At 52.3% G+C, this 20175-nt stretch carries 19 protein-coding genes and 4 pseudogenes; 11 read left to right on the top strand and 12 right to left on the bottom strand.

Features of this window, described 5'->3' with window-relative positions:
* Window positions 1-40: 40 nt before the first annotated feature.
* From rhaS (DK872_RS24010) to rhaB, 4 genes are all read right to left on the bottom strand, one after another.
* The gene (gene rhaS, locus DK872_RS24010; protein ID WP_043955948.1) at window positions 41-1027 is read right to left on the bottom strand and encodes a rhamnose ABC transporter substrate-binding protein; all 987 of its coding nucleotides are present in this window, start codon (window positions 1025-1027) and stop codon (window positions 41-43) included.
* A gap of 124 nt (window positions 1028-1151) precedes the next feature.
* On the bottom strand, window positions 1152-1982 hold the full coding sequence (gene rhaD / locus DK872_RS24015) for a rhamnulose-1-phosphate aldolase (protein WP_161518912.1): 831 nt from the start codon (window positions 1980-1982) through the stop codon (window positions 1152-1154).
* Between the two features lie 148 nt (window positions 1983-2130).
* Window positions 2131-3390 (bottom strand): L-rhamnose isomerase, encoded by a 1260-nt coding sequence (gene rhaA / locus DK872_RS24020; RefSeq protein WP_161518913.1) that lies wholly within the window; start codon window positions 3388-3390, stop codon window positions 2131-2133.
* The gene (rhaB, locus tag DK872_RS24025; RefSeq protein WP_144136395.1) at window positions 3387-4856 is read right to left on the bottom strand and encodes a rhamnulokinase; all 1470 of its coding nucleotides are present in this window, start codon (window positions 4854-4856) and stop codon (window positions 3387-3389) included. The genes rhaA and rhaB overlap by 4 nt, the downstream gene beginning before the upstream one ends.
* Window positions 4857-5155: 299 nt before the next feature.
* On the opposite strand from rhaB, the gene rhaS (DK872_RS24030) reads away from it, so the two are divergent.
* Window positions 5156-5992, top strand: coding sequence for an HTH-type transcriptional activator RhaS (gene rhaS / locus DK872_RS24030; protein ID WP_072441494.1), 837 nt, complete (start codon window positions 5156-5158; stop codon window positions 5990-5992).
* Window positions 5993-6065: 73 nt separating this feature from the next.
* On the top strand, window positions 6066-6914 hold the full coding sequence (gene rhaR, locus DK872_RS24035) for an HTH-type transcriptional activator RhaR (RefSeq protein WP_161518914.1): 849 nt from the start codon (window positions 6066-6068) through the stop codon (window positions 6912-6914).
* Here rhaR and rhaT read toward each other — a convergent pair whose 3' ends face one another.
* Window positions 6915-7949 carry an L-rhamnose/proton symporter RhaT gene (gene rhaT, locus DK872_RS24040; protein WP_161518915.1) on the bottom strand — a complete coding sequence of 345 codons (1035 nt, stop codon included), beginning with the start codon at window positions 7947-7949 and terminating at the stop codon, window positions 6915-6917.
* A 289-nt stretch (window positions 7950-8238) separates the two neighbouring features.
* Here rhaT and sodA point away from each other — a divergent pair, with 289 nt between their 5' ends.
* Window positions 8239-8859: a superoxide dismutase [Mn] gene (gene sodA / locus DK872_RS24045; protein ID WP_007369297.1), complete on the top strand. Its 621-nt coding sequence runs from the start codon at window positions 8239-8241 to the stop codon at window positions 8857-8859.
* A gap of 258 nt (window positions 8860-9117) precedes the next feature.
* Window positions 9118-10101, top strand: coding sequence for a 2-keto-3-deoxygluconate transporter (kdgT, locus tag DK872_RS24050; protein ID WP_161518916.1), 984 nt, complete (start codon window positions 9118-9120; stop codon window positions 10099-10101).
* A 75-nt stretch (window positions 10102-10176) separates the two neighbouring features.
* On the opposite strand, the gene DK872_RS24055 is transcribed toward kdgT, so the two are convergent.
* Window positions 10177-11070 (bottom strand): dihydrodipicolinate synthase family protein, encoded by an 894-nt coding sequence (locus DK872_RS24055; protein WP_161518917.1) that lies wholly within the window; start codon window positions 11068-11070, stop codon window positions 10177-10179.
* 160 nt (window positions 11071-11230) lie between these two features.
* Here DK872_RS24055 and yiiM point away from each other — a divergent pair, with 160 nt between their 5' ends.
* Window positions 11231-11905: a 6-hydroxyaminopurine reductase gene (gene yiiM / locus DK872_RS24060; RefSeq protein WP_007369294.1), complete on the top strand. Its 675-nt coding sequence runs from the start codon at window positions 11231-11233 to the stop codon at window positions 11903-11905.
* Window positions 11906-11936: 31 nt separating this feature from the next.
* Here the strand turns inward: yiiM and cpxA are convergent, their stop codons facing one another.
* Both cpxA and cpxR read right to left on the bottom strand, forming a co-directional pair.
* On the bottom strand, window positions 11937-13310 hold the full coding sequence (cpxA, locus tag DK872_RS24065) for an envelope stress sensor histidine kinase CpxA (protein ID WP_007369293.1): 1374 nt from the start codon (window positions 13308-13310) through the stop codon (window positions 11937-11939).
* A complete protein-coding gene (gene cpxR / locus DK872_RS24070) occupies window positions 13307-14005 on the bottom strand; it encodes an envelope stress response regulator transcription factor CpxR (RefSeq protein WP_035889119.1) in 699 nt (232 codons plus the stop codon). Before cpxR ends, cpxA begins: the two co-directional genes overlap by 4 nt.
* Window positions 14006-14156: 151 nt before the next feature.
* Between cpxR and cpxP the strand changes: the two genes are divergently transcribed.
* Window positions 14157-14651: a cell-envelope stress modulator CpxP gene (cpxP, locus tag DK872_RS24075; RefSeq protein ID WP_035889122.1), complete on the top strand. Its 495-nt coding sequence runs from the start codon at window positions 14157-14159 to the stop codon at window positions 14649-14651.
* A 185-nt stretch (window positions 14652-14836) separates the two neighbouring features.
* On the opposite strand, the pseudogene DK872_RS24080 reads toward cpxP, so the two are convergent.
* Window positions 14837-15085 (bottom strand): annotated as a pseudogene (locus tag DK872_RS24080) (tyrosine-type recombinase/integrase); the annotation flags it as partial.
* 80 nt (window positions 15086-15165) lie between these two features.
* Here DK872_RS24080 and DK872_RS24085 point away from each other — a divergent pair.
* Window positions 15166-15249, top strand: a pseudogene (locus DK872_RS24085) (phage tail protein); the annotation flags it as partial.
* Window positions 15242-15691 (top strand): phage virion morphogenesis protein, encoded by a 450-nt coding sequence (locus tag DK872_RS24090; protein ID WP_161518918.1) that lies wholly within the window; start codon window positions 15242-15244, stop codon window positions 15689-15691. The pseudogene DK872_RS24085 and the gene DK872_RS24090, both read left to right, overlap by 8 nt.
* Before the next feature lie 22 nt (window positions 15692-15713).
* On the opposite strand, the gene DK872_RS24095 is transcribed toward DK872_RS24090, so the two are convergent.
* From DK872_RS24095 to DK872_RS27670, 3 genes are read right to left on the bottom strand one after another with little or no spacing between them, the layout of a single operon-like run.
* A complete protein-coding gene (locus tag DK872_RS24095) occupies window positions 15714-16115 on the bottom strand; it encodes a putative T6SS immunity periplasmic lipoprotein (RefSeq protein WP_071921759.1) in 402 nt (133 codons plus the stop codon).
* On the bottom strand, window positions 16112-16429 hold the full coding sequence (locus tag DK872_RS27665) for a hypothetical protein (RefSeq protein WP_237656249.1): 318 nt from the start codon (window positions 16427-16429) through the stop codon (window positions 16112-16114). Before DK872_RS27665 ends, DK872_RS24095 begins: the two co-directional genes overlap by 4 nt.
* Window positions 16430-16456: 27 nt before the next feature.
* Window positions 16457-16654 (bottom strand): hypothetical protein, encoded by a 198-nt coding sequence (locus tag DK872_RS27670; protein WP_237656250.1) that lies wholly within the window; start codon window positions 16652-16654, stop codon window positions 16457-16459.
* Between the two features lie 257 nt (window positions 16655-16911).
* Between DK872_RS27670 and DK872_RS24105 the strand changes: the two are divergent.
* The 3 genes and pseudogenes from DK872_RS24105 to DK872_RS24115 all read left to right on the top strand — a co-directional run.
* Window positions 16912-17762, top strand: a pseudogene (locus DK872_RS24105) (contractile injection system protein, VgrG/Pvc8 family); the annotation flags it as partial.
* A gap of 80 nt (window positions 17763-17842) precedes the next feature.
* Window positions 17843-18086 (top strand): annotated as a pseudogene (locus DK872_RS27675) (ogr/Delta-like zinc finger family protein).
* Between the two features lie 240 nt (window positions 18087-18326).
* Window positions 18327-20126: an LTA synthase family protein gene (locus tag DK872_RS24115; RefSeq protein WP_071921761.1), complete on the top strand. Its 1800-nt coding sequence runs from the start codon at window positions 18327-18329 to the stop codon at window positions 20124-20126.
* The last annotated feature ends 49 nt before the right edge of the window (window positions 20127-20175 follow it).

Consider the following 20175-nt stretch of genomic DNA (forward strand, 5'->3'; position numbering starts at 1 on the left):
AGTTTTTGCCCTCTCCCGCCGGGAAAGGGCAGGTAAGGGATCAGAAAATCTTCGAGAACTTATCAATGTTGCTGGCATCGTAGACAAACGGCTCAGCCATCGCGCCGCTGCCGTCAGCATCGAGCTTCACTTTGCCCAGTTTGCCCATGCTGGCTTCCTCTTTGGTCGCCGTGCCTTTCACTAAATCATCCGCCAGATATGTGGCGGCATAACCGAGATCGATCGGGTTCCAGATGGCGAAACTTTTGCTGGCGCCGGATTTAATCGCACCTGCCATTTCAGACGGCAGGCCCAGACCGGTGACATACACTTTGCCGATCTTGCCCTGGTCTTTTACCGCCTGCGCCGCGGCGACAATGCCGACTGACGACGGCGATACGATCACTTTCAGATCGGGGTATGACTTCAGCAAACCGACCGCTTCGCGGTAACTTTTATCCGATAAGTCATCGCCATAGGCGACGGTCACCAGATTGACGGACGGGTATTTCGGCAGCACTTTTTTCATCTCCGCAATCCAGATGTTCTGGTTGGTGGAGGTCGGTGTGGCGCTGAGGATGGCAACGTCGCCTTTATCCACATTCAGCGCTTTCAGCGCATCGGCGGCGAGTTTGACGTTGGTTTCGCCGATCAGCGCATTATTGGAAGGATTCAGGTGGATCTGGCGGCCCGCTTTCGCCACGCCGGAATCCCATGAAACCACTTTGATGCCGCGCTGCATCGCTTTTTTCAGCACTGGCACCACGGCGTCCGGATCATTGGCTGAAATGGCGATCGCATCCACCCCCTGGGCGATCAAGCCATTCAGCACTTCGATCTGCGCTTCGGCCGTGGTTGTGGTCGGGCCGGTATAGATCACTTTGACATCGCCTAACTCTTTGGCCGCCTCCTGCGCGCCGGTGTTTGCTGCTTCAAAAAAGCCATTGCCTAAAGATTTCGCCACGAGGGCGATTTTTACTTCAGCGACAGCGGAACCGGACAACGCCATGAGGGCCACGGTGAGGATCAAGCTAGCTTTTGTTTTCATTGCTTTTACTCCACGAGTTAGATTCCCGTCGTCTTTCGCGTTGCAGCGCACCGCGAAATCTTCAGGGAAGAGTTGTTTTGCAGGTGACAGAGTTCGCCCCGTCTTTGTGCGGGGCGCGATGTTGTTATTTGTACAAATCCAGTGCCGATTGCAGCGGAGTAACGCCAAAGCGTTTGCCCAGCGCAATCAGTTCTTGCTGACTAATGGTTTGCTTCATTCCGCCCATGGAATAGATTTTCACCAGCACCTCCGCCGACTTCTCGGCGGTGTCAATCAGGCCAAAGGTTTCGTCGAGCGTCGGGCCGCTGCCGAAAACGCCGTGGAATGGCCACAGCACCAGCGAATGTTTCTGCATTTCTTCGGCGGTCGCCTGGCCGATTTCATCGGTGCCGGGCACCATCCACGGCAGAATACCGACGCCATCCGGGAACACCACCAGGCATTCGGTGCTGCCTTCCCACAGTTTGCGGGTCATCAGATCGGACGTGTTTTCCAGCACATAAGTGAGCGCTATCAGGTTGGTGGCGTGGCAGTGCATGATCACGCGATCTTTTCCGCCGGTGAGCTGGATGCGCTGGCAGTGAGACAGGAAGTGAGCGGGCAGTTCCGAGGTCGGTACCGCTTCAGACGTCAATCCCCACAGAATGTGGTAGCCCGCGCCATCGCTGTCCACTTTCACCACGCCTAAGTTCGCGGCCGGATCGAGCTGCACGTTGCGGAAGAATTTGCCGGAGCCGGTGACGATAAACGGCGTGTTCGCCAGCAGCGGCATCGGCTGGCTGAGCGCGATATAGCGCGGTTTCTGGTGAAAATCGGCTTCATACGGCGCGATATCCGCATCATCCAGGCGCAGCGTCAGGTTGCCGCCGTTACGTTCGTCCCAGCCCTTCAGCCAGGCATCGGAGGTGGCTCTGATCATTCCCTGGACGAACCAGGAATTAATAATGGTCTGCATAGTCTTTCTGTCCTGTTTAGTGCCCGACATCTCTCGGGTCTCACGTAGGCCGGATAAGCTGCGATGGCCTCGCCATCCGGCATTTTTTCTTAATAACGTTGCTTGCCGGATGGCGCTGCGCTTATCCGGCCCGCACCCTGGCTTCCGGTTAACGACGTGTACTCAAAATCTCTTTTTCATATGCCCGCACGCTGTCCAGCCACTGGCTGCTGACTGGCGTGTCATGGCGCTGGCAATACATCTCCCATACGGCCTGCCATGGCAGGGATTTCTGCTCTTCCAGCAGCGCCAGGCGGGCGGTGTAATCGCCGTCGGCTTCCAGTTTGCGCAGCGTTTCAACTGGCTCCAGCAGCGCGCGCAGCAGGGCTTTTTTCATGTTGCGGGTGCCGATGACCCACGCGGCGATGCGGTTGATCGAGGCGTCGAAGAAGTCGAGACCGATGTGCACGCGGTCAAACAACTGGTGGCGCACGATCTCGCTGGCGATGGCCTGGGTTTCGTCATCCAATAGCACTACGTGATCGCTGTCCCAGCGCACCGGACGGCTGACGTGCAGCAGCAGGCGCGGTACATAAAGCATGGCGGCGGAGATTTTGTCGGAGATCACCTCTGTCGGGTGGAAGTGACCTGCATCGAGGCACAGCGCGGTCTGGCGGCTGGTGGCATAACCCATGTAAAACTCGTTGGAGCCAACGGTGTAGCTCTCTGCGCCAATACCGAACAGCTTGCTTTCGACGGCGTCGATATGGTGCGCCGGGTTGAGTTTTTCGCTGAGCGCTTCGTCCAGCGCATTCAGCAGACGCTGGCGCGGCGCCAGGCGGTCAACGGTGACATCTTTCATGCCGTCCGGGATCCAGATATTCATTACCGACGGTGTGCCGAGTTGCTCGCCGAACCAGGCCGACACGCGGCGGCTGGCTTTGACGTGGTCAATCCAGAACTGGCGGATCTCATCGTTAGCGTGGGAGAGGGTAAAACCGTCGGCACTCAGCGGGTGCGAGAAGCAGGAAGGGTTAAAATCCAGCCCCAGTTTGTTCGTTTTCGCCCACTGTACCCAATTCGTGAAGTGTTCCGGTTTGATCTCATCGCGACCAACCGGGCCGTCGGCTTCGAGGTAAATGGCGTGCAGGTTAAGGCGTTTCGGGCCGGGGATCAGGCTCAGCGCCTGCTCCAGATCGGTGCGCAGTTCGCTGGCATTGCGCGCTTTGCCCGGATAGTTGCCGGTGGCCTGAATGCCGCCCGTCAGGCTGCCTTGCGGGTTTTCGAAACCGGCGACGTCATCGCCCTGCCAGCAGTGCATGGAAACCGGCAGGCGATCGAGCTGGCGCAGCGCCTCCTCGACATCAATCCCCACAGCGGCGAAGCGCTGTTTGGCAATTTCCCAGGCGTGTTCAAGTTGAGTGGTCATGCGCAAAGCTCCTTTGTCTGTCGTTTTTGCTGAAAGCGCGCGACGTAACGGGCGATTTCATGGTCAGGATTAGGGGTAAAAGTGATCAGGTTATGGTTGCTCGCCACCACCTGCCGGAAATCATCGACGTTGCTCAGTTCATCCAGCGTCATCAGCTGAATGCCGATGTTGCCGAGCGTGGAGGCTTCCACCGGACCGGCCACCACCGGCAGCCCGCAGGCGTCGGCGCAGAGCTGATTCAGTAACTGGTTCTGGCAACCTCCTCCGACGATATGCAGGCGGCTGAAGGGCTTACCGCGCAGAAAGGCCAGCTCGGCAAGGATGTCGGCATACAGCAGGGCGAGGCTGTCGAAGATGCAGCGCGCCAGTTCGGCAGCGTTTTGCGGCACAGGCTGGCCCGCTTCCCGGCAGGCGGCCTGAAGTTCGGCGCTCATGTTCTGCGGGTTGATAAAACGATCGTCGTTTGGGTTGATAACAAAGCGGCAGGGCGCAAGCTGTTCGGTGGCGGCAATCAGCGCGGGCAGATCGCTTACCTGTTGCTCTCTCAGTACCCGTTGCAGCAACCACAGCCCCATAATGTTTTTCAGCACGCGGTAGCGGCCTTCCGCGCCGCCTTCGTTGGTGATATTCGCCGCCAGCGCGTCATCGCTGGTGTAAGGGGTTTTGCTCTCAAAACCCATTAACGACCAGGTACCGGAGGACAAATAGGCTGCGTCTTTATCCGCCAGCGGCGAGGCGATCACCGCGCTGGCGGTATCGTGGCTGGCGACGGCGACCACCGGAATCGCATTGCCCTGCGGGCAGATCCAGTGACCAATCACATTGCCGGGATGTGTGGCCGTGCCAAACCAACTGGCCGGAACGCCCGCCCACGCCAGCAGCGTATCGTCCCAGTTATCGGTGTTGATATTGACCAGTTGCGTGGTGGTGGCATTGGTGTATTCCCAGTTCAATTGGCCGGTCAGACGGTAGCTAAAGTAATCGGGGATCAGCAGCGCATGCGCGACCTGGTCAATCAGCTCCGGCTGTTGTTCCGTCAGCGCGCGTAACTGATACAGCGTGTTGAAGGGTAAAAACTGGATGCCGCTGCGGCGATAAATATCGGCTTTGCCGGGATTCTGCATCGCACGCTGCATCACGCCATCGGTGCGATCGTCGCGGTAAGCAATCGGCAGACCGACGCGCTGGCCGTCGCGGTTAATCAGAATGTAATCGACGCCCCAGGTATCGATGCCGATGCTGTCGGGCTGAATGCCTTCTTCGCAAACCTTCAGTAGGCCGAGGCGAATTTCGCTTTCCAGGCTGTCGATATCCCAGCAATCAAAGCCGTCCACTTTTTGCAGACAGTTACTAAAACGGTGGATTTCGCGAAGCGAAAGGATGCGCTGCTGGCTGTCATAACGCGCCAGCATGACGCGTCCGCTTGAGGCGCCTAAATCAACTGCGACACAGTGGCGAAAAGTCATGATTGGGTCCTTCTTAGAGTCATTGCAGACAGTCTAAAAAAGAGGGGTAAGGCGTACCTTCTTGCTACTGACAGCCGCCAATTGCCGCTGGCAAGAAAGCAAAGGTGAACGTGAGAAAGTTCACAGTTTCCAGTAATGACGGGGATTTAAGCCATTGTGACCGTTGCCACATTTCCCGATCTTTCCGGTCGTTTCTTGAAAAAACGGCAGGCTATGCGCGAAAAGCTGTCGAAAATTTAAGGTGAGGTTGATAACCCTTAATTACTATTTTGAGAAAGTTTCTCATTATTGGGGCAATCATGACCGTACTTCATAGCGTGGATTTTTTCCCGGCAGGTCAATCACCTGTTGCCATTGAACCCCGGCTTCCGCAGGCGGCTTTCCCTGAGCATCATCATGATTTTCATGAAATTGTGATCGTTGAACACGGCACCGGGATCCACGTTTTTAATGGTCAGCCTTTCACTATCAGCGGCGGCACCGTCTGTTTTGTCCGCGACCATGATCGGCACTTATATGAGCATACCGATAACCTGTGCCTGACCAATGTGCTGTACCGTTCGCCGGAGGCTTTCCAGTTCCTTGCCGGTTTGAACCAGTTACTGCCGCAGGAGCAGGATGGTCACTATCCATCGCACTGGCGGGTGAGCCAGCAGACGCTGGCGCAGGTACGGGAGATCATCGGGCAGATGGAAAAACTGGATCCCGAAATGGATACCCACGGTATTGCGAACCGCGAGATCCTGTTTATGCAACTGCTGGTGATGCTGCGTAAAGGGAGCCAGCAGGAGGGCGCTGTCAGCAGCGATGCCCGCCTCAATCAACTGATGTTGTGGCTGGAAGATCACTTTGCCGAGGATGTCTGTTGGGAAACGCTGGCCGGCCAGTTCACACTCTCTTTGCGCACGCTGCATCGCCAGTTGAAGCATTCAACGGGCCTGACGCCGCAGCGCTATCTCAACCGGTTAAGGCTGACCAAAGCGCGGCACATGTTGCGCCACAGCGACGAGAGCGTCACCGATATCGCTTTCCGTTGCGGGTTTGGCGACAGCAATCACTTCTCAACCCTGTTTCGCCGGGAATTCAACTGGTCGCCCCGCGATATCCGCCAGGGGCGCGATACGCAGCTTCAGTAACGCGAAGGCTGTCACCGATTTGTCGCCGAAGATCCGCTAATAATTTCAGGTTGTTCAAGGCAGAGGTGAGTGTGTGGCAGGCCAACTGATTCTTCGCAAAGCGGATTTCTTTCCCCGTGCCGGGCAAGCGGTAGCGGTGGCCGATCGCTATCCGCAAAATGTCTTTGCTGAACACACCCATGAATTTTGCGAACTGGTGATGGTGTGGCGTGGCAACGGTCTGCATGTGCTGAATGACCGTCCTTACCGCATTACGCGCGGCGACCTGTTTTATATCCGCGCCGAAGATTGCCACTCTTACGCTTCAGTTAACGATCTGGTGTTGCAAAATATCATCTACTGCCCGGATCGATTGACGCTTAACCTCGACTGGGCGGCGCATATTCCCGGACTTAACGGCACGACAAGAACGCCGCACTGGCGGATTGGCAGCACCGGTATGGCGCAGGCACGACAGGTGATTGCGCAACTGGAGCATGAGAGCGCCAAAGCCGATCCGCTGGCCAATATCATGGCAGAAACGCTGTTTGCCCAACTGGTGATGACGCTCAAACGCCACCGTTTTGCTGCCGATAACCTGGCGGCGACGCACAGTGAGACGCTGCTCGATAAGCTGATTACCGCGCTCTCCGGCAGCCTGAATCGCAGCTTTGCGCTGGAGCAGTTTTGCGAGCAGGAACAGTGCAGCGAGCGCGCGCTGCGCCAGCAATTCCGCACCCAGACCGGGATGACCATCAACCACTATCTGCGCCAGTTGCGCATCTGCCATGCGCAGTATTTGCTTCAGCATTCCGAGCAGATGATCGGCGAAATCGCCATGCAGTGCGGGTTTGAGGACAGTAACTATTTTTCGGTGGTGTTTAGCCGGGAAGTGGGGATGACGCCAGGTCAGTGGCGTCATCGTAGCCGGGTTGCTGCCTGATTAGTTCGCCATACCGAGGCCGACGATATTGGCGGCAACAATGATCACCACGCAACCAAGGCTCAGCACGCTCACCGGCTGGCGACCCGCGTTCTTCCACTCTTTCAGGATCAGCCCGACAATGCCGCCGCACAGCACGTAGAAGCTCATGTGTAGCATCCAACTGATGTAGTCGTACTGCGCCGGAATGCGGGCATGGCCCCAGGCGTAGAAGAAGAATTGCAGATACCACATCAGACCGCCCAGCGCCGAGAGCAGAATGTTGCTGATGATCTGCGGTTTTGCCAGCGAGAAATCGGCTTTTACCGACAAGTTTTTCAGTTTTACCAGCCGAATAAAGCAGAAGCCAAGGTTAATCAGCGCGCCGCCGCCCATAATCACCACATAACTTGGCAAGGCGGTGTAAAGCGGATCGATGCCCAGCGCCGCAGCGGCTTCGTGCATCGGTTTGGCGGCGTTCATGGCAAAGGACATGCCGGCGGAGAATACGCCGCACATCACCGCCAGCGTCAGCCCCTTTTTCAGGTTGAACTCTTCGGCTTTAATGCCCATTTTGCGCTCTTTCAGCTGGCCTGCGCGGGTCACAATTCCGACGCCTATAAGTGCAACCAGCACGCCAAGCAGCGTCATTCGACCGCCATCGGTGTTGATCAGCACGTCAAAATTACCGTTGATAATTGGTGTCATAAGCGTACCAACAATCAGCGTAATGCCGATAGCGATGCCAATGCCCATCGACATGCCGAGGTAGCGCATGGTGAGGCCGTAGTTGATGTTACCGATGCCCCACATTGCGCCGAAGAGAAAGACCGGTAGCAGGGTGGAAGCGCTGAACGAGCTGTAATAGGCCCAAAAATCAGGCAGTAACAGCGCGCTGATGGTCCAGGGGAGAATCAACCAGGAGACGATGCCGCCGATTGACCACATGGTCTCCCAGGACCAATTTTTAACCTTCTTGAACGGGGCATAGAAACAGGCTGCACTGGCCGCACCTATCAAATGCCAAAGAATACCCATCGTAATCGCGTTACTCATTTTCTCATCCTCTTTGTTTTTATCGTCGGAATACGAGCAGCCGACCTGAGGAGTGTAAAAATCAGTCAGGAGATTAACCTTGAGGCGTTTGCCGCGATAGATGGCGAACTGGCAATGAGCGCGTGATGGAGGTGAGCAGCTTCACAATTTCAATAACATAACCAAAAGTTATAACCTTATTAAAACTACGGCATTGATAAACATTTTCAATATCATTTAATTAACTATAATGATCCGACTGCTTACGCGGCATTAACATATATGCCGCCAGACAATAATGGAGATGAAAATGAGCTATACACTGCCCGCTCTGCCGTACGCGTATGATGCCCTTGAGCCTCATTTCGACAAGCAGACGATGGAAATCCATCACACTAAACATCACCAGACTTACGTAAATAACGCGAATGCCGCGCTGGAAAGCCTGCCGGAGTTCGCCAGCCTGTCAGCTGAAGAACTGATCACCAAACTGGATCAACTGCCGGCAGACAAAAAAACCGTTCTGCGTAACAACGCAGGCGGTCACGCTAACCACAGCCTGTTCTGGAAAGGCCTGAAAAAAGGCACCACCCTGCAGGGCGATCTGAAAGCGGCTATCGAGCGTGATTTCGGTTCCGTAGACAACTTCAAAGCTGAATTCGAAAAAGCAGCCGCCACGCGTTTTGGTTCCGGTTGGGCTTGGCTGGTGCTGAAAGGCGACAAACTGGCTGTGGTTTCTACTGCTAACCAGGATTCCCCGCTGATGGGTGAAGCGATCTCTGGCGCGTCCGGTTTCCCGATCCTGGGTCTGGACGTGTGGGAACACGCTTACTACCTGAAATTCCAGAACCGCCGCCCGGACTACATCAAAGAGTTCTGGAACGTGGTGAACTGGGACGAAGCAGCGGCTCGTTTCGCTGCGAAAAAATAAGTTTGCTTTCCCCCGCGCGTTAGCGTGAGCCAGAACCCCCGGCAGGCTTAGTCTGCGGGGGTTTTTTATATCCTTTCTTCAGATAAAAACTAACAGGAACGATGATCTAAAAATAATGAAATATTGTTTTGTTATGATTGTCTGATCACTTTTCTTCCGCTAAACCCGGTCTACCCTCTCTTCATCCGCGCTGCTGTTGTCCCGCAAACATAGCGGGTCGGCGCTCAAAAAATCGGACGTTTTTTGACAGGTGAAGATATGCAAATCAAGCGTGCAATCGAAAAAATCCCTGGCGGGATGATGCTGATTCCTTTGTTCATCGGCGCTCTCTGCCATACTTTTGCGCCCGGCGCGGGAAAGTACTTTGGCTCGTTCACTAACGGCATGATTACTGGCACGGTGCCGATTCTGGCGGTGTGGTTTTTCTGTATGGGCGCTTCCATCAAACTGAGCGCCACCGGCACGGTGTTGCGTAAGTCCGGCACGCTGGTGGTGACCAAAATTGCGGTTGCCTGGGTGGTGGCGGCCGTGGCCTCACGGCTGATTCCTGAACACGGTGTAGAGGCGGGTTTTTTCGCCGGGTTATCGACGCTGGCGCTGGTAGCATCGATGGATATGACTAACGGCGGGCTGTATGCGTCAATCATGCAGCAGTACGGCACCAAAGAGGAAGCCGGTGCGTTCGTGTTGATGTCGCTGGAATCTGGCCCGCTGATGACGATGATTATCCTCGGCACAGCGGGAATTGCCTCGTTCGAGCCGCACGTGTTTGTTGGTGCGGTGCTGCCGTTCCTGGTCGGGTTCGCGCTGGGGAATCTGGACCCGGAATTACGGGAGTTTTCCAGCAAAGCGGTGCAAACCCTGATTCCGTTCTTTGCTTTCGCACTGGGTAACACGATTGATTTAAGCGTGATTGCGCAGACCGGCTTGTTGGGGATTTTGCTGGGGGTGGCGGTGATTGTGATTACCGGTGTTCCGCTGATTATCGCCGATAAACTGATTGGCGGCGGTGATGGTACAGCAGGGCTGGCGGCCTCCAGTTCTGCGGGCGCGGCAGTGGCAACGCCGGTGCTGATCGCCGAAATGGTGCCGGACTTTAAACCGATGGCGCCAGCCGCAACTGCGCTGGTGGCGACCTCGGTGATTGTCACGTCAATTCTGGTGCCGATTTTAACGTCCGTCTGGTCGCGCAAGGTGAAAACGGCAGAGGCGGAAGTGGTGATGCGTAATGCGGTGAAATAACGGTTTGCCCGGTGGCGAAATGCTTACCGGGCATGTTCGTTTTGCAGGCCCGATAAGCGTAGCGCTATCCGGCAATTATTGAATTCCAAATACCCGATCGATAATTTGGCACTGCGCTTCATTCAGCGTGCCGCCAAAGTTACGTGATACGGGCGTGCAGTAGCCAAACTTGCGTGAAACCACGGTTTTGATGGTGGTAACGAAGTCATCGCCAATCGCGTAGATCGCCATAAATTTGCCAATTTCCCGCTGGGTTGCATGCAACGTCGGCAAATCGCCCTGTCGCCACGCCTCCCGCGCCTGGACAAACAGTTCTGGCATCACATTATTCAACCCGGAAATAACGCCCGCGCCGCCTGCCAGCAGAGTGGGGATAAAGTACTCGTCGTAGCCGCACAGCACGGCAAAATCCTCACGCACTTGGGCGGTGGCCTGAATCATATTACGGGTATGCGACTGGCAATCGACAGTCTCTTTGATGCCAGCAAAATCCGGGAATTCGGCGGCCAGCGTGGCGACCAGCTCCGGCGTCAGATCGCAGCCGGTACGCGCCGGAAAGTTATAGGCGAACCATTTGCCGCTTATCGCTTTGCCCAGGGCGCGGAAGTAGCTCAACAATTGATTTTGCGTTTGTCCGTAATAGTAAGGCGGCAGCACCATGACCGCGTCATAGCCGGTACGCCAGGCTTCATCAGCCATCCACAGAATGTCGTTAAAGCAGGTTGAAGAGACGTTGGCCACCATGGTTATCGGCGACATGCCGCGCGCTTCACGAATCAACAGTAGCCGCTCTTCCAGCGAGAAGGAGGCAAACTCGCCGATACTGCCCATCAGCAAGACCACATCGATTTTCGCCGCTGCCAGCCGGGCGATATGCTGGCTCAGCGCGCTAAGGTCAGGTTTCCCTTCGTTGTTCATTGGCGTGATGGAAGGGCACCAGACACCGGAGAAAGATGTTTCGCGGATCACGTTGTAACCTCCTTGATTAATGAAATTGCGTTTCAAATACTGTGTTAAGTGATAGCACGCCCGACCGGTGCGGATCGGCATGAATGTCGCATTTTTGCAGGTTAGGTCAGCAAACAAATGTGATGTAATAGCGTGATGACGACGAGCGGCCGGAGGGAACATGCAATATCAGGTAGACGTTTTTACTGGAAAAATAAGGGATTATGACGGCAGTCGGCCAAGCGCGATTGCTAAATTGCAGGTGGAAGGCGAGCTAATCCTCACGGAATTGGGCATCGCGGGTGACGAGCAGGCGGAAAAAAGTTACCACGGCGGCACCGATCGCGCGTTGTGCCACTATCCTCGTGAACACTATGCTCACTGGGCGCAGATGTTCCCGGAGCAGGCCGCGCTGTTTTGCGCGCCAGCGTTTGGCGAGAATCTCTCAACGGAAGGGCTGACCGAGCAGAACGTGTTTATCGGCGATATTTTTCGCTGGGGCGATACGCTGATTCAGGTGACGCAACCGCGCTCGCCCTGCTTCAAACTTAACTTCCATTTCGGCATTGGCGACATCTCCGCGCAGATGCAGGCCAGCGGCCGCGTCGGCTGGCTTTATCGCGTGGTTGCTGCGGGGAAAGTATCGGCAGAAGCGCCGCTTGAACTGCTCTCCCGGGTCAGCGATGTCAGCGTGTATGACGCGGCGGCGATTGCGTGGTTTCAGCCGTTTGATGATGAACAATATCACCGTCTGCTTTCGGCTGCGGGGCTGTCGGCAAGCTGGACGCGCACTATGCAGAATCGACGCACTCACGGCAAGATTGAGGATCAGTCGCGCCGACTGTGGGGAAAATAAAAAAACGCCCTCTGCGATGAGAGGGCGTTTATCAGGCGCGTTTGTACAGCGGTAGCCAGAGCGTTAAGCGTAACCCGCCAAGCGGGCTGTCGTCCGCTTTCACCCAGCCGCGATGCTGCTGAATAGCCGTTTCGACAATCGCCAGCCCGAGGCCCGTGCCGCCGGATTCACGATCGCGCGCTTCGTCGGTGCGGTAGAACGGGCGGAAAATCTGTTCCCGATCTTCCGGACTGACGCCGGGGCCGTCATCGTCCACGTTAATGGTGATGCCGTCTTTATCCACCGCAAAGCTTACTTCGATTTTACTGTGCGAATAGCGCAGCGCGTTACGCACGATGTTCTCCACCGCGCTTTCCAGCGCGCTGGGGTTACCGTACAGCGGCCACGGACCTGGCGGGAAATTCACCGTGAACGATTTGCCCATCTGCTCAGCTTCGAAGGCGGCGTTATCCAGCACTTCATTCCACATCTGATTGGCTTTCACGGTTTCACTGACCAGCGCGTTTTTCTGCTGATTGCGCGACATCACCAGCAGATCGTTGATCATGCTGTCCAGCCGCTGAGCTTCCGTTTCGATACGTTCCAGTTCTTTACTTTCACCGCTGCGACGACGCAGCAGCGCAGTACCAAGCTGTAAACGCGTCAGCGGCGTACGCAACTCATGGGAGATGTCAGATAGCAGGCGCTGCTGGGCGGTCATCATACGTTCCAGCGCGGTCACCATCTGGTTAAAACTGGCCCCGGCGGCAAGGAATTCCTGCGGCCCGGCTTCCAGCTCCGGATGCTGTCGCAGGTTGCCCTGTGCAACCTCATCCGCCGCGTTTTTCAGTTTACGTGCGGGTTTCGCCAGGCTCCATGCCAGCCACAGCAGCAGCGGCGAACTGATAAGCATGGTGACGATCAGCAGCAGTAACGGGCGGTCAAACAGCAAATTGATAAAGTCAGATTGTGAGTTGCTGGCAGGACGGATGAGATAGAGCTGATAGTTATCTTCTCCGTCGCGAACTGAGAACGGCCCTACCATCTCAACCCGGCCATACTTTTTCTTCTGCGGATGGTCTGAGTTATCCGCCTGGCCTATAAAGTTGCGGATAATCTGCATTTCGTTGCGTTCGGCGCCAATGACGCGCCCTTCGCTGGTGACCAGCAGCAGGCGTTGACCCGGCGGCGCCCATTTGTCGATAGCGCGAAACAGCCTGCGCCACCACATCAGGTCGTTCGGCGGGTCATTTGCCAGCTCCGCTTCAACATGCTGTTCAATCATCACGCCCTGGCGCTGTTCGCTGTCCAGAAGCTCCGTCATTTGACGGGAATCCAGCTTCGGCACCATCAGCACCAGCATCAGCACCAGCGCCAGCGTTAACCAGAAAATGGCAAAGATGCGGGCGGTCAAACTTCCTATCATGAAGCGGATACCATCAGATAACCGCGACCACGCAGGGTTTTAAACCACGGATGCCCATCTTTGCGATCCGGCAATTTGCGGCGCAGGTTGGAGATGTGCATGTCGATGGCGCGATCGAATGGCGTCAGGCGTTTACCCAGCACTTCCTGGCTCAGATGTTCACGTGAAACCACTTGGCCTAAATGCTGAGCCAGCAGATAGAGCAGGGTGAATTCAGTGCCTGTAAGTTCCAGTGATTGCCCATCAAAACTGGCTTCCTGGCGGCCCGGATTGAGGCTCAGGGCATCCACTTCCAGCGTGGGTGAACCGTTGTCGCTGCTTTGTTGTTGCTCGCTCCAGTGGGAACGGCGCAGGATCGCACGAATACGTGCGACCAGTTCACGATCGTTAAAGGGTTTCGGCAGATAGTCATCCGCGCCCAGCTCAAGGCCAAGGACGCGATCGAGCTCGCTGCCGCGCGCAGTTAACATAATTACCGGTGTCTGGTGTGTCTGGCGTAGCTCTTTAAGTGTGTCAATGCCGTTTTTCTTCGGCATCATGACATCAAGTAAAAGCAAGTCGATGCTGTCGTCGAGGAGGTCGAGCGCCTGCTCTCCGTCATGGGCAACGAGCACGTTAAAACCTTCCATGTCGAGTAGCTCCTTTAACAAGGAAGTAAGCTCTCGGTCATCATCTACTAAAAGGATTTTATTCATTGTTTAACTACCTCCGAGGCAGAAATTACGTCATCAAGAGTCGCTAATCCATGACTTTACGTTGTTTTACACCCCCTGACGCATGTTTGCAGCCTGAATCGTAGACTGATTATCGTTGAATCGAGAGATGAAAAGGTTACTGGAGCAAATGATGCGCATCGTTACCGCTGCCGTCATGGCCTCAACGCTGGCGTTAAGCACGGTTAGTCGTGCTGCTGACGTTGAAACAGGCGATAACTGGCACCCGACTGAGGGATTCGCGCAGCGCAGTGTTCAGAGCCATATGTTCGACGGTATTAATTTAACGGAACACCAGCGTCAACAGATGCGGGATCTCATGCGACAGGCACGGCACGATCAGCCTCCTGTTAATGTTAGCGAAATGGAGACAATGCATCGCCTTGTCATCGCAGAAAAATTTGATGAAAACGCTGTGCGCGCTCAGGCAGAAAAAATGGCGCAGGAACAGGTAGCTCGTCAGGTTGAAATGGCCAGAGTGCGCAACCAGATGTACAACCTGCTCACGCCGGAGCAGCAAGCGGTTTTGAACCAGAAACATCAACAACGGATGAACCAGTTACGCAGCGTAGCGCAAATGCAGCAAAGTTCACCGGTGACCGAGTTAAGTAGCAGTAGTACCAGGTAACAAACCCTGTTTTTCCTTGCCATAGACACCATCCCTGTCTTCCCCCACATGATGTGGGGGTTTTTTTTATCAATCAATTACGCATAATTCTAAATAAAACAGCAACTTATAAAAATCTGTAACGGTATGGAACGTTTTCAAAACCCTCTGAGTGTGGACACAATGTGGACACTCAGAGAGATGATTTATACCGTCACTCCTCCGTTAAGGGGGTTCAATGCGACAGCATTTTGCAGGTAGTCAGGAGCAAGGTGCGCATAGGCCCTTGTCTGCTGAATGCTTGCATGCCCGAGAATCTGTTGCAGGGCAATAATATTTCCCCCGTTCATCATGAAATGGCTTGCGAAAGTGTGGCGCAGAATATGTGTTGCCTGATTGGGTGGAATGTCAGGTTTCACGTTGCGTAAGACCCCGCAAAATTTTTCATAATCAACTTATGCAGGTTGAGTGTCTCAGTCAGCAATGTTTAACGGCTTTTGGCTCAAATGGGCGTTGAAGTTCGGGGCGTTACGCCCCCTACTCCGCCCCACCGGAGCCGGTCACACGTCCGGTGGAGCTGTATATCAATGGCGAACTGGTGAGTAAATGGGATGATTGAATTTAAACCGTTTGAGAATGAGCTTGCCGGGCTGCTGGCAGCGCTGTCACCCGCTGGACGTCGTCGCCTGACTATGGAGATAGCGAAGAAGCTGCGCCAGCAACAACAGCAGCGCGTCAAAGCCCAGAAAAACCCGGACGGCTCACCGTATGCAAAGCGAAAGCCCCAGCCGCTGCGCGCAAAGAAAGGCCGGATTAAGCGAGAAATGTTCGCGAAGCTGCGCACGAATCGCTATCTGAAAGCCAGCGGTAATGACAGCGCGGCAGTGGTGGAGTTTACCGGCAAAGTGCAGCGCATCGCCAGAGTTCATCAGTTTGGCTTGAAGGACAGACCCGGAAGAAACAGCCCGGTATTAACATACCCGGAACGTACGTTGTTGGGGCTGAATGCCGCCGATATGCTGGCGATTGAAGAGATGGTGTTTCAACATCTGCAAAACTAAAAAGCCCGGAAGGGCTATGTCGTCACTTTCTTTCAGCTAACTTTTCCAGGGTAAAGCTCGCTAACCAGATGCGCTTTGTTTCGACTTCACTTACTGAAAATGCCGTAATTGCGTCAATAGTGTATTCTTTGCCTTTCTCAAAATGATAGTCAACTGGCAGGCACGTGCCTGGCTGTACGCTGAATGTCGGCTCGCTCTTGTAGTCACGTTCCCAGACCGGGTGCATATAATTATCGGGAAAACGCTCCGCTACTCTGATAACCAATAATTTGGATTTCCCTCCCTTTGTCAGTGAGTCATTCGGTACGGCAAAGCAGGGTTGACCGTTTTGAGTCAATGAAATATCAGCCGCCCGGTAAGGTGAGTTATGTAACGTACAGCCACCCAAAACCATCGATACTACAGTCAAAATTATTTTTTTCATTTCCAAAGGCACCGTTTATCTGCAGGAGAGGCTAAAAAGTATTTGAGAGTATTCTCATATTTGTTTTTTAAGTCGGGGCCAATTATTCCTTTAAATGTTGATTGATCCACGAATACATTAACGCCAAATTTCGTAAGGATATAATAGTCGGCGATAATCGAGGCTTGTTGCTCAAGGTTGTAATCGGCTAAATCTTTTTCTTCTGGCAACGAGTATTCATAGCTTGCCGCCCAGCTAAACAGCCCTCTTGTTCTGACATTAGCGCCCATCTGATGCTGCCAGACATGTCCCATTTCATGTACAAACAAAGCCATATTACCGACAAAGCCAAAGGAAAAATCTTACTGAAACAGGTCTCCGGGATAATACATATATCCGTTGGGAGTCATTGCAGTGCGATTGTCTTGAAGTCCGAAAGGCAGATACTCACCGTTATAAACCTTTACGGCACTATAATTGATCGCATCTTTAAATAAAGGTTTTATCATTCTTATTTCGCCAGCCGTCAGAGGTCTGGAGCTGTTTTCCGCTGTTGCCATCCCGTTCCCTTTATTATTTATTCAGAAATGAAGTATTTTTCTACTCTCTGTTGTTTCATGTGTCAATAAAGCTACATATTTTGCTGTTTTATATTTGTGGCTGCATGCTTCGTTGTATGAACACACTAGCAAACATTAACGAACTTGCCCGCGCCATCCGCAATATGATACGCACCGGCGTTATTGTCGAAACCGATCTTAACGTCGGGCGCTGTCGCGTGCAGACCGGCGGCAATATCACCGACTGGCTCCAGTGGCTGACTATCCGCGCCCGCAGCGCAGATTTTCGCGGGACGCTGAATTCCCGGCGTGAGGAGTCCTGGCATGACAAAACCCTCGGCGATATCGTGGCGGTGATCGCCGCGCGCAACAAGCTGACCGCGAGTGTCACCCCGGCGCTGGCCGGGATTCATATCCCTCATATCGACCAGACGCAGGAATCCGACGCCAGATTCCTGACGCGTCTGGCTAACCGGAACGGCGGCGAGGTGTCGGTCAAGATGGATAAATGACTTTTCATCAAAGCCGGAAATGCAACGACCGTCAACAGCAAACGCATTCCCAGGTGACGATCGCCCGCAGCGATGGTGACCGGCACCAGTTTGCGATTGCCGACCGGGGAGCTTATACCGGCGTTACGGCTCAGTGGCTTCACACCAAAGACCCGAAACCGAAAAAAGTGAAGGTGAAGCGCAAGCCCAAAGAGCAGCATTTACGCGCGCTACAGCATCCGAAAGCCAAAGCCAGAAAGAAGGAAACCAGAGTACCGGAAGCCCGCGAGGGCGAATATCTGGGCGGTGAGGCGGATAACGTATTTGCGCTTACAACGGTGTATGCCACAAAAGCCCAGGCCATGCGGGCGGCGCAGGCGAAATGGGACAAGCTACAGCGCGGTGTTGCGGAGTTCTCGATAAGTCTGGCCGTCGGGCGTGCCGATCTCTACCCGGAAACGCCGGTTAAAGTCTCAGGGTTTAAGAGCGTCATAGATGAGCAGGCGTGGTTGATTAGTAGGGTAACTCATAACCTCAATAATAATGGCTTCACGACGGGCGTAGAGCTCGAAATAAAGCTTTCTGAGGTTGAGTACGAATCAGAAAACGATGAGTGATGTTATTGATTTAACTTTTTGTTATTTAAAGGTTTTTATCGTAAAATTTCGACATTGCTCAAACCGTCGAGGTGCTCATTATGTTCCATTGCCCGTTATGCCAACATGCCGCTCATGCGCGTACCCGCTGTTACAGGACAGATACCACCAAGGAGCGTTATCACCAATGCCAAAACGTTAACGTAGTGCGACATCTGTAACGCTGGAGTCACTACAGCGCTATATCTGAAGCCAGTCAGACCACGCCCGACGATTTCAGGACAACAAAATTTGTGGATGTGGAAAACGTCCTGCGATTGTAGAGCGGATTTTGTGTCAATGTGATCGCAGGGTGGATGCTGCATGAAATAAATCCTTTTATTTCATGTTGATAGGCATGGGTTTAAATTACCATTCCTGTCTTTCCCATCCATGATGAGGTTTTTTATCAAAATTTTAATTTTTCTGTCATACTCTTGCAAACAAATCCTCAATTGTGAGTTTTTTCCAAAAAACACATGTATTATAATAGAATATTATTTTGTAATTCTTTGATTTGCATGGAATATATTTGGGGTTCAGGGTATGTCGCAGAGAATTGAAGCAGCCTATTTAGAAAAAAATAGTAGTAGAATTTTGAAAGAACTTGTTGTGGAGGTTCTTTTCGTTTTCGTATTGGTTTTTTTCCTTAAATCCGTATTGGGTGTATTGGGTGAGAGCCAGAACGGTATAAATAGTAATGAATTAATTAGAGTTTATTGGATGTCCTCACCAGTTATTTGTATTTATTTGCTTCTTCGTTTAATGAAGTTAAGAGTCTTTTTTTCTCTTTTCCTTGTAGTGCTGACTTCTTTTGTTATTAACTTTATTAGTCAACAAAAATTTTCACTTACCGGTGAGCCGCTTTCGTTTAATGATATTATTGCAGGTTCAAACATTTCACTTGCGGCGAAGTATCTTACTGTAGATAACTTTATTTTTTGTTTCGAAGTGATATTTGTTGGTATATTTTTGTTTTTTTTGGATAAGAAATTAAAAACGCAGAAAACACAATCAAAAGTCATTGCGATACTTTTTTCTATTACTATACCTATGGCTTTTTCCCCGTATTTAACTGCATCAGATTCTGTTCCTGTTTTGGTAAAAGAAAGTGTCAGTAAGCTTAATTATAAATATGAAATGGATTATTTCTCATGGAACTGGCCTGGAAATGCTGTAGCTCATGGTTTGCCGATGCATTTGGTTCAGACTAGTGTGCGGATTGCGGCGCCTAAGATTAGTAAGGAAGGAATAGATGAGTATCATTCTTTCCGTAAAAGCTATACCCCAACGCAACCAATTAATAAAACTATAATATTTATTTTATGTGAGTCATGTTGGTATGACAATAATAATTTCAAGGATATTTTCCAGCCTTTACTGAACCACGGAATGACTACATTCCGGGCAACCTCTCCTGTATATGGTGGAGGTACGGCTAACGTAGAGTTTGAGATGTTAACTGGGTTACCCAGTAATACACGATTACTTTCCGGCATCCTTTATCAAGAATATGCGGATGTATTTAAAAATAATGCTGAGTCTTTTGCTAGTGTATTAAAACGTAGTAATTATTATACATTCGCCGCACATAATAATGATCGGGCCTTCTGGAAAAGAGTTGCAGTTTATCCTAAGTTTGGTTTCGACCAATTTGAAGATATATTTGCGATGGGGGAGTTACCAGCTGAGTTGAGCAAAGGCAAGAAGCCTTATGTGGTTCAGGCGGATGATTACCTACTATATCGGGCGGCATTAAAAAAGCTGCGTGAGAAGAACGGAAAGCCTATTTTTATGAATCTAATAACAATGTCAACCCATGGTCCTTTCCCTTATGTGAATGATTCTGGCGAGGCTGTTTATAGATCTAGGGCAGAGGAAGCTGTTTCTCGTCTGTCAGATTTTTTGGATCAAATTGAAGAAATCGATAAGGATGCTCTCGTTGTCGTTTATGGTGATCATAAACCATCTCTTAATAAATATTTCTATGATAGGAATGTATTACCCCATCATCTTTTTTTGTCCGTGGGAGAAAAAGATGATGACTTTACTTTTAAAAAGGATGTGAATCCTTTGGAGCTTGGCGATGTACCTGTTTTTATTAAGTCGAGTGATAAGGAAGCTATTGCACAATTCGTTAAAAATGCCAACCAAAAGCCTTATTTCTGTGTGGCATCATTGGTTGATAAATATTTTATCCACTCGGGTATGTTATCTGTAAATTATATGCAACATCATGGTTGCCAAGAGCCAATTTATAATGATTACAATGGTTATAATAACTTAATTGGTGAAGCGCCATCGTGGCTGTATTCTGTTTCACTGTTTGACAATGTGACTGAGTGATTTCAAAGGCCCGATCTTTTTAAGATCACCTGGGGAGGAGAATCTTCCC

Origin of the sequence: Kosakonia sp. MH5 (genome assembly GCF_009935945.1) — a bacterium.
GTDB classification, from domain to species: domain Bacteria; phylum Pseudomonadota; class Gammaproteobacteria; order Enterobacterales; family Enterobacteriaceae; genus Kosakonia; species Kosakonia radicincitans.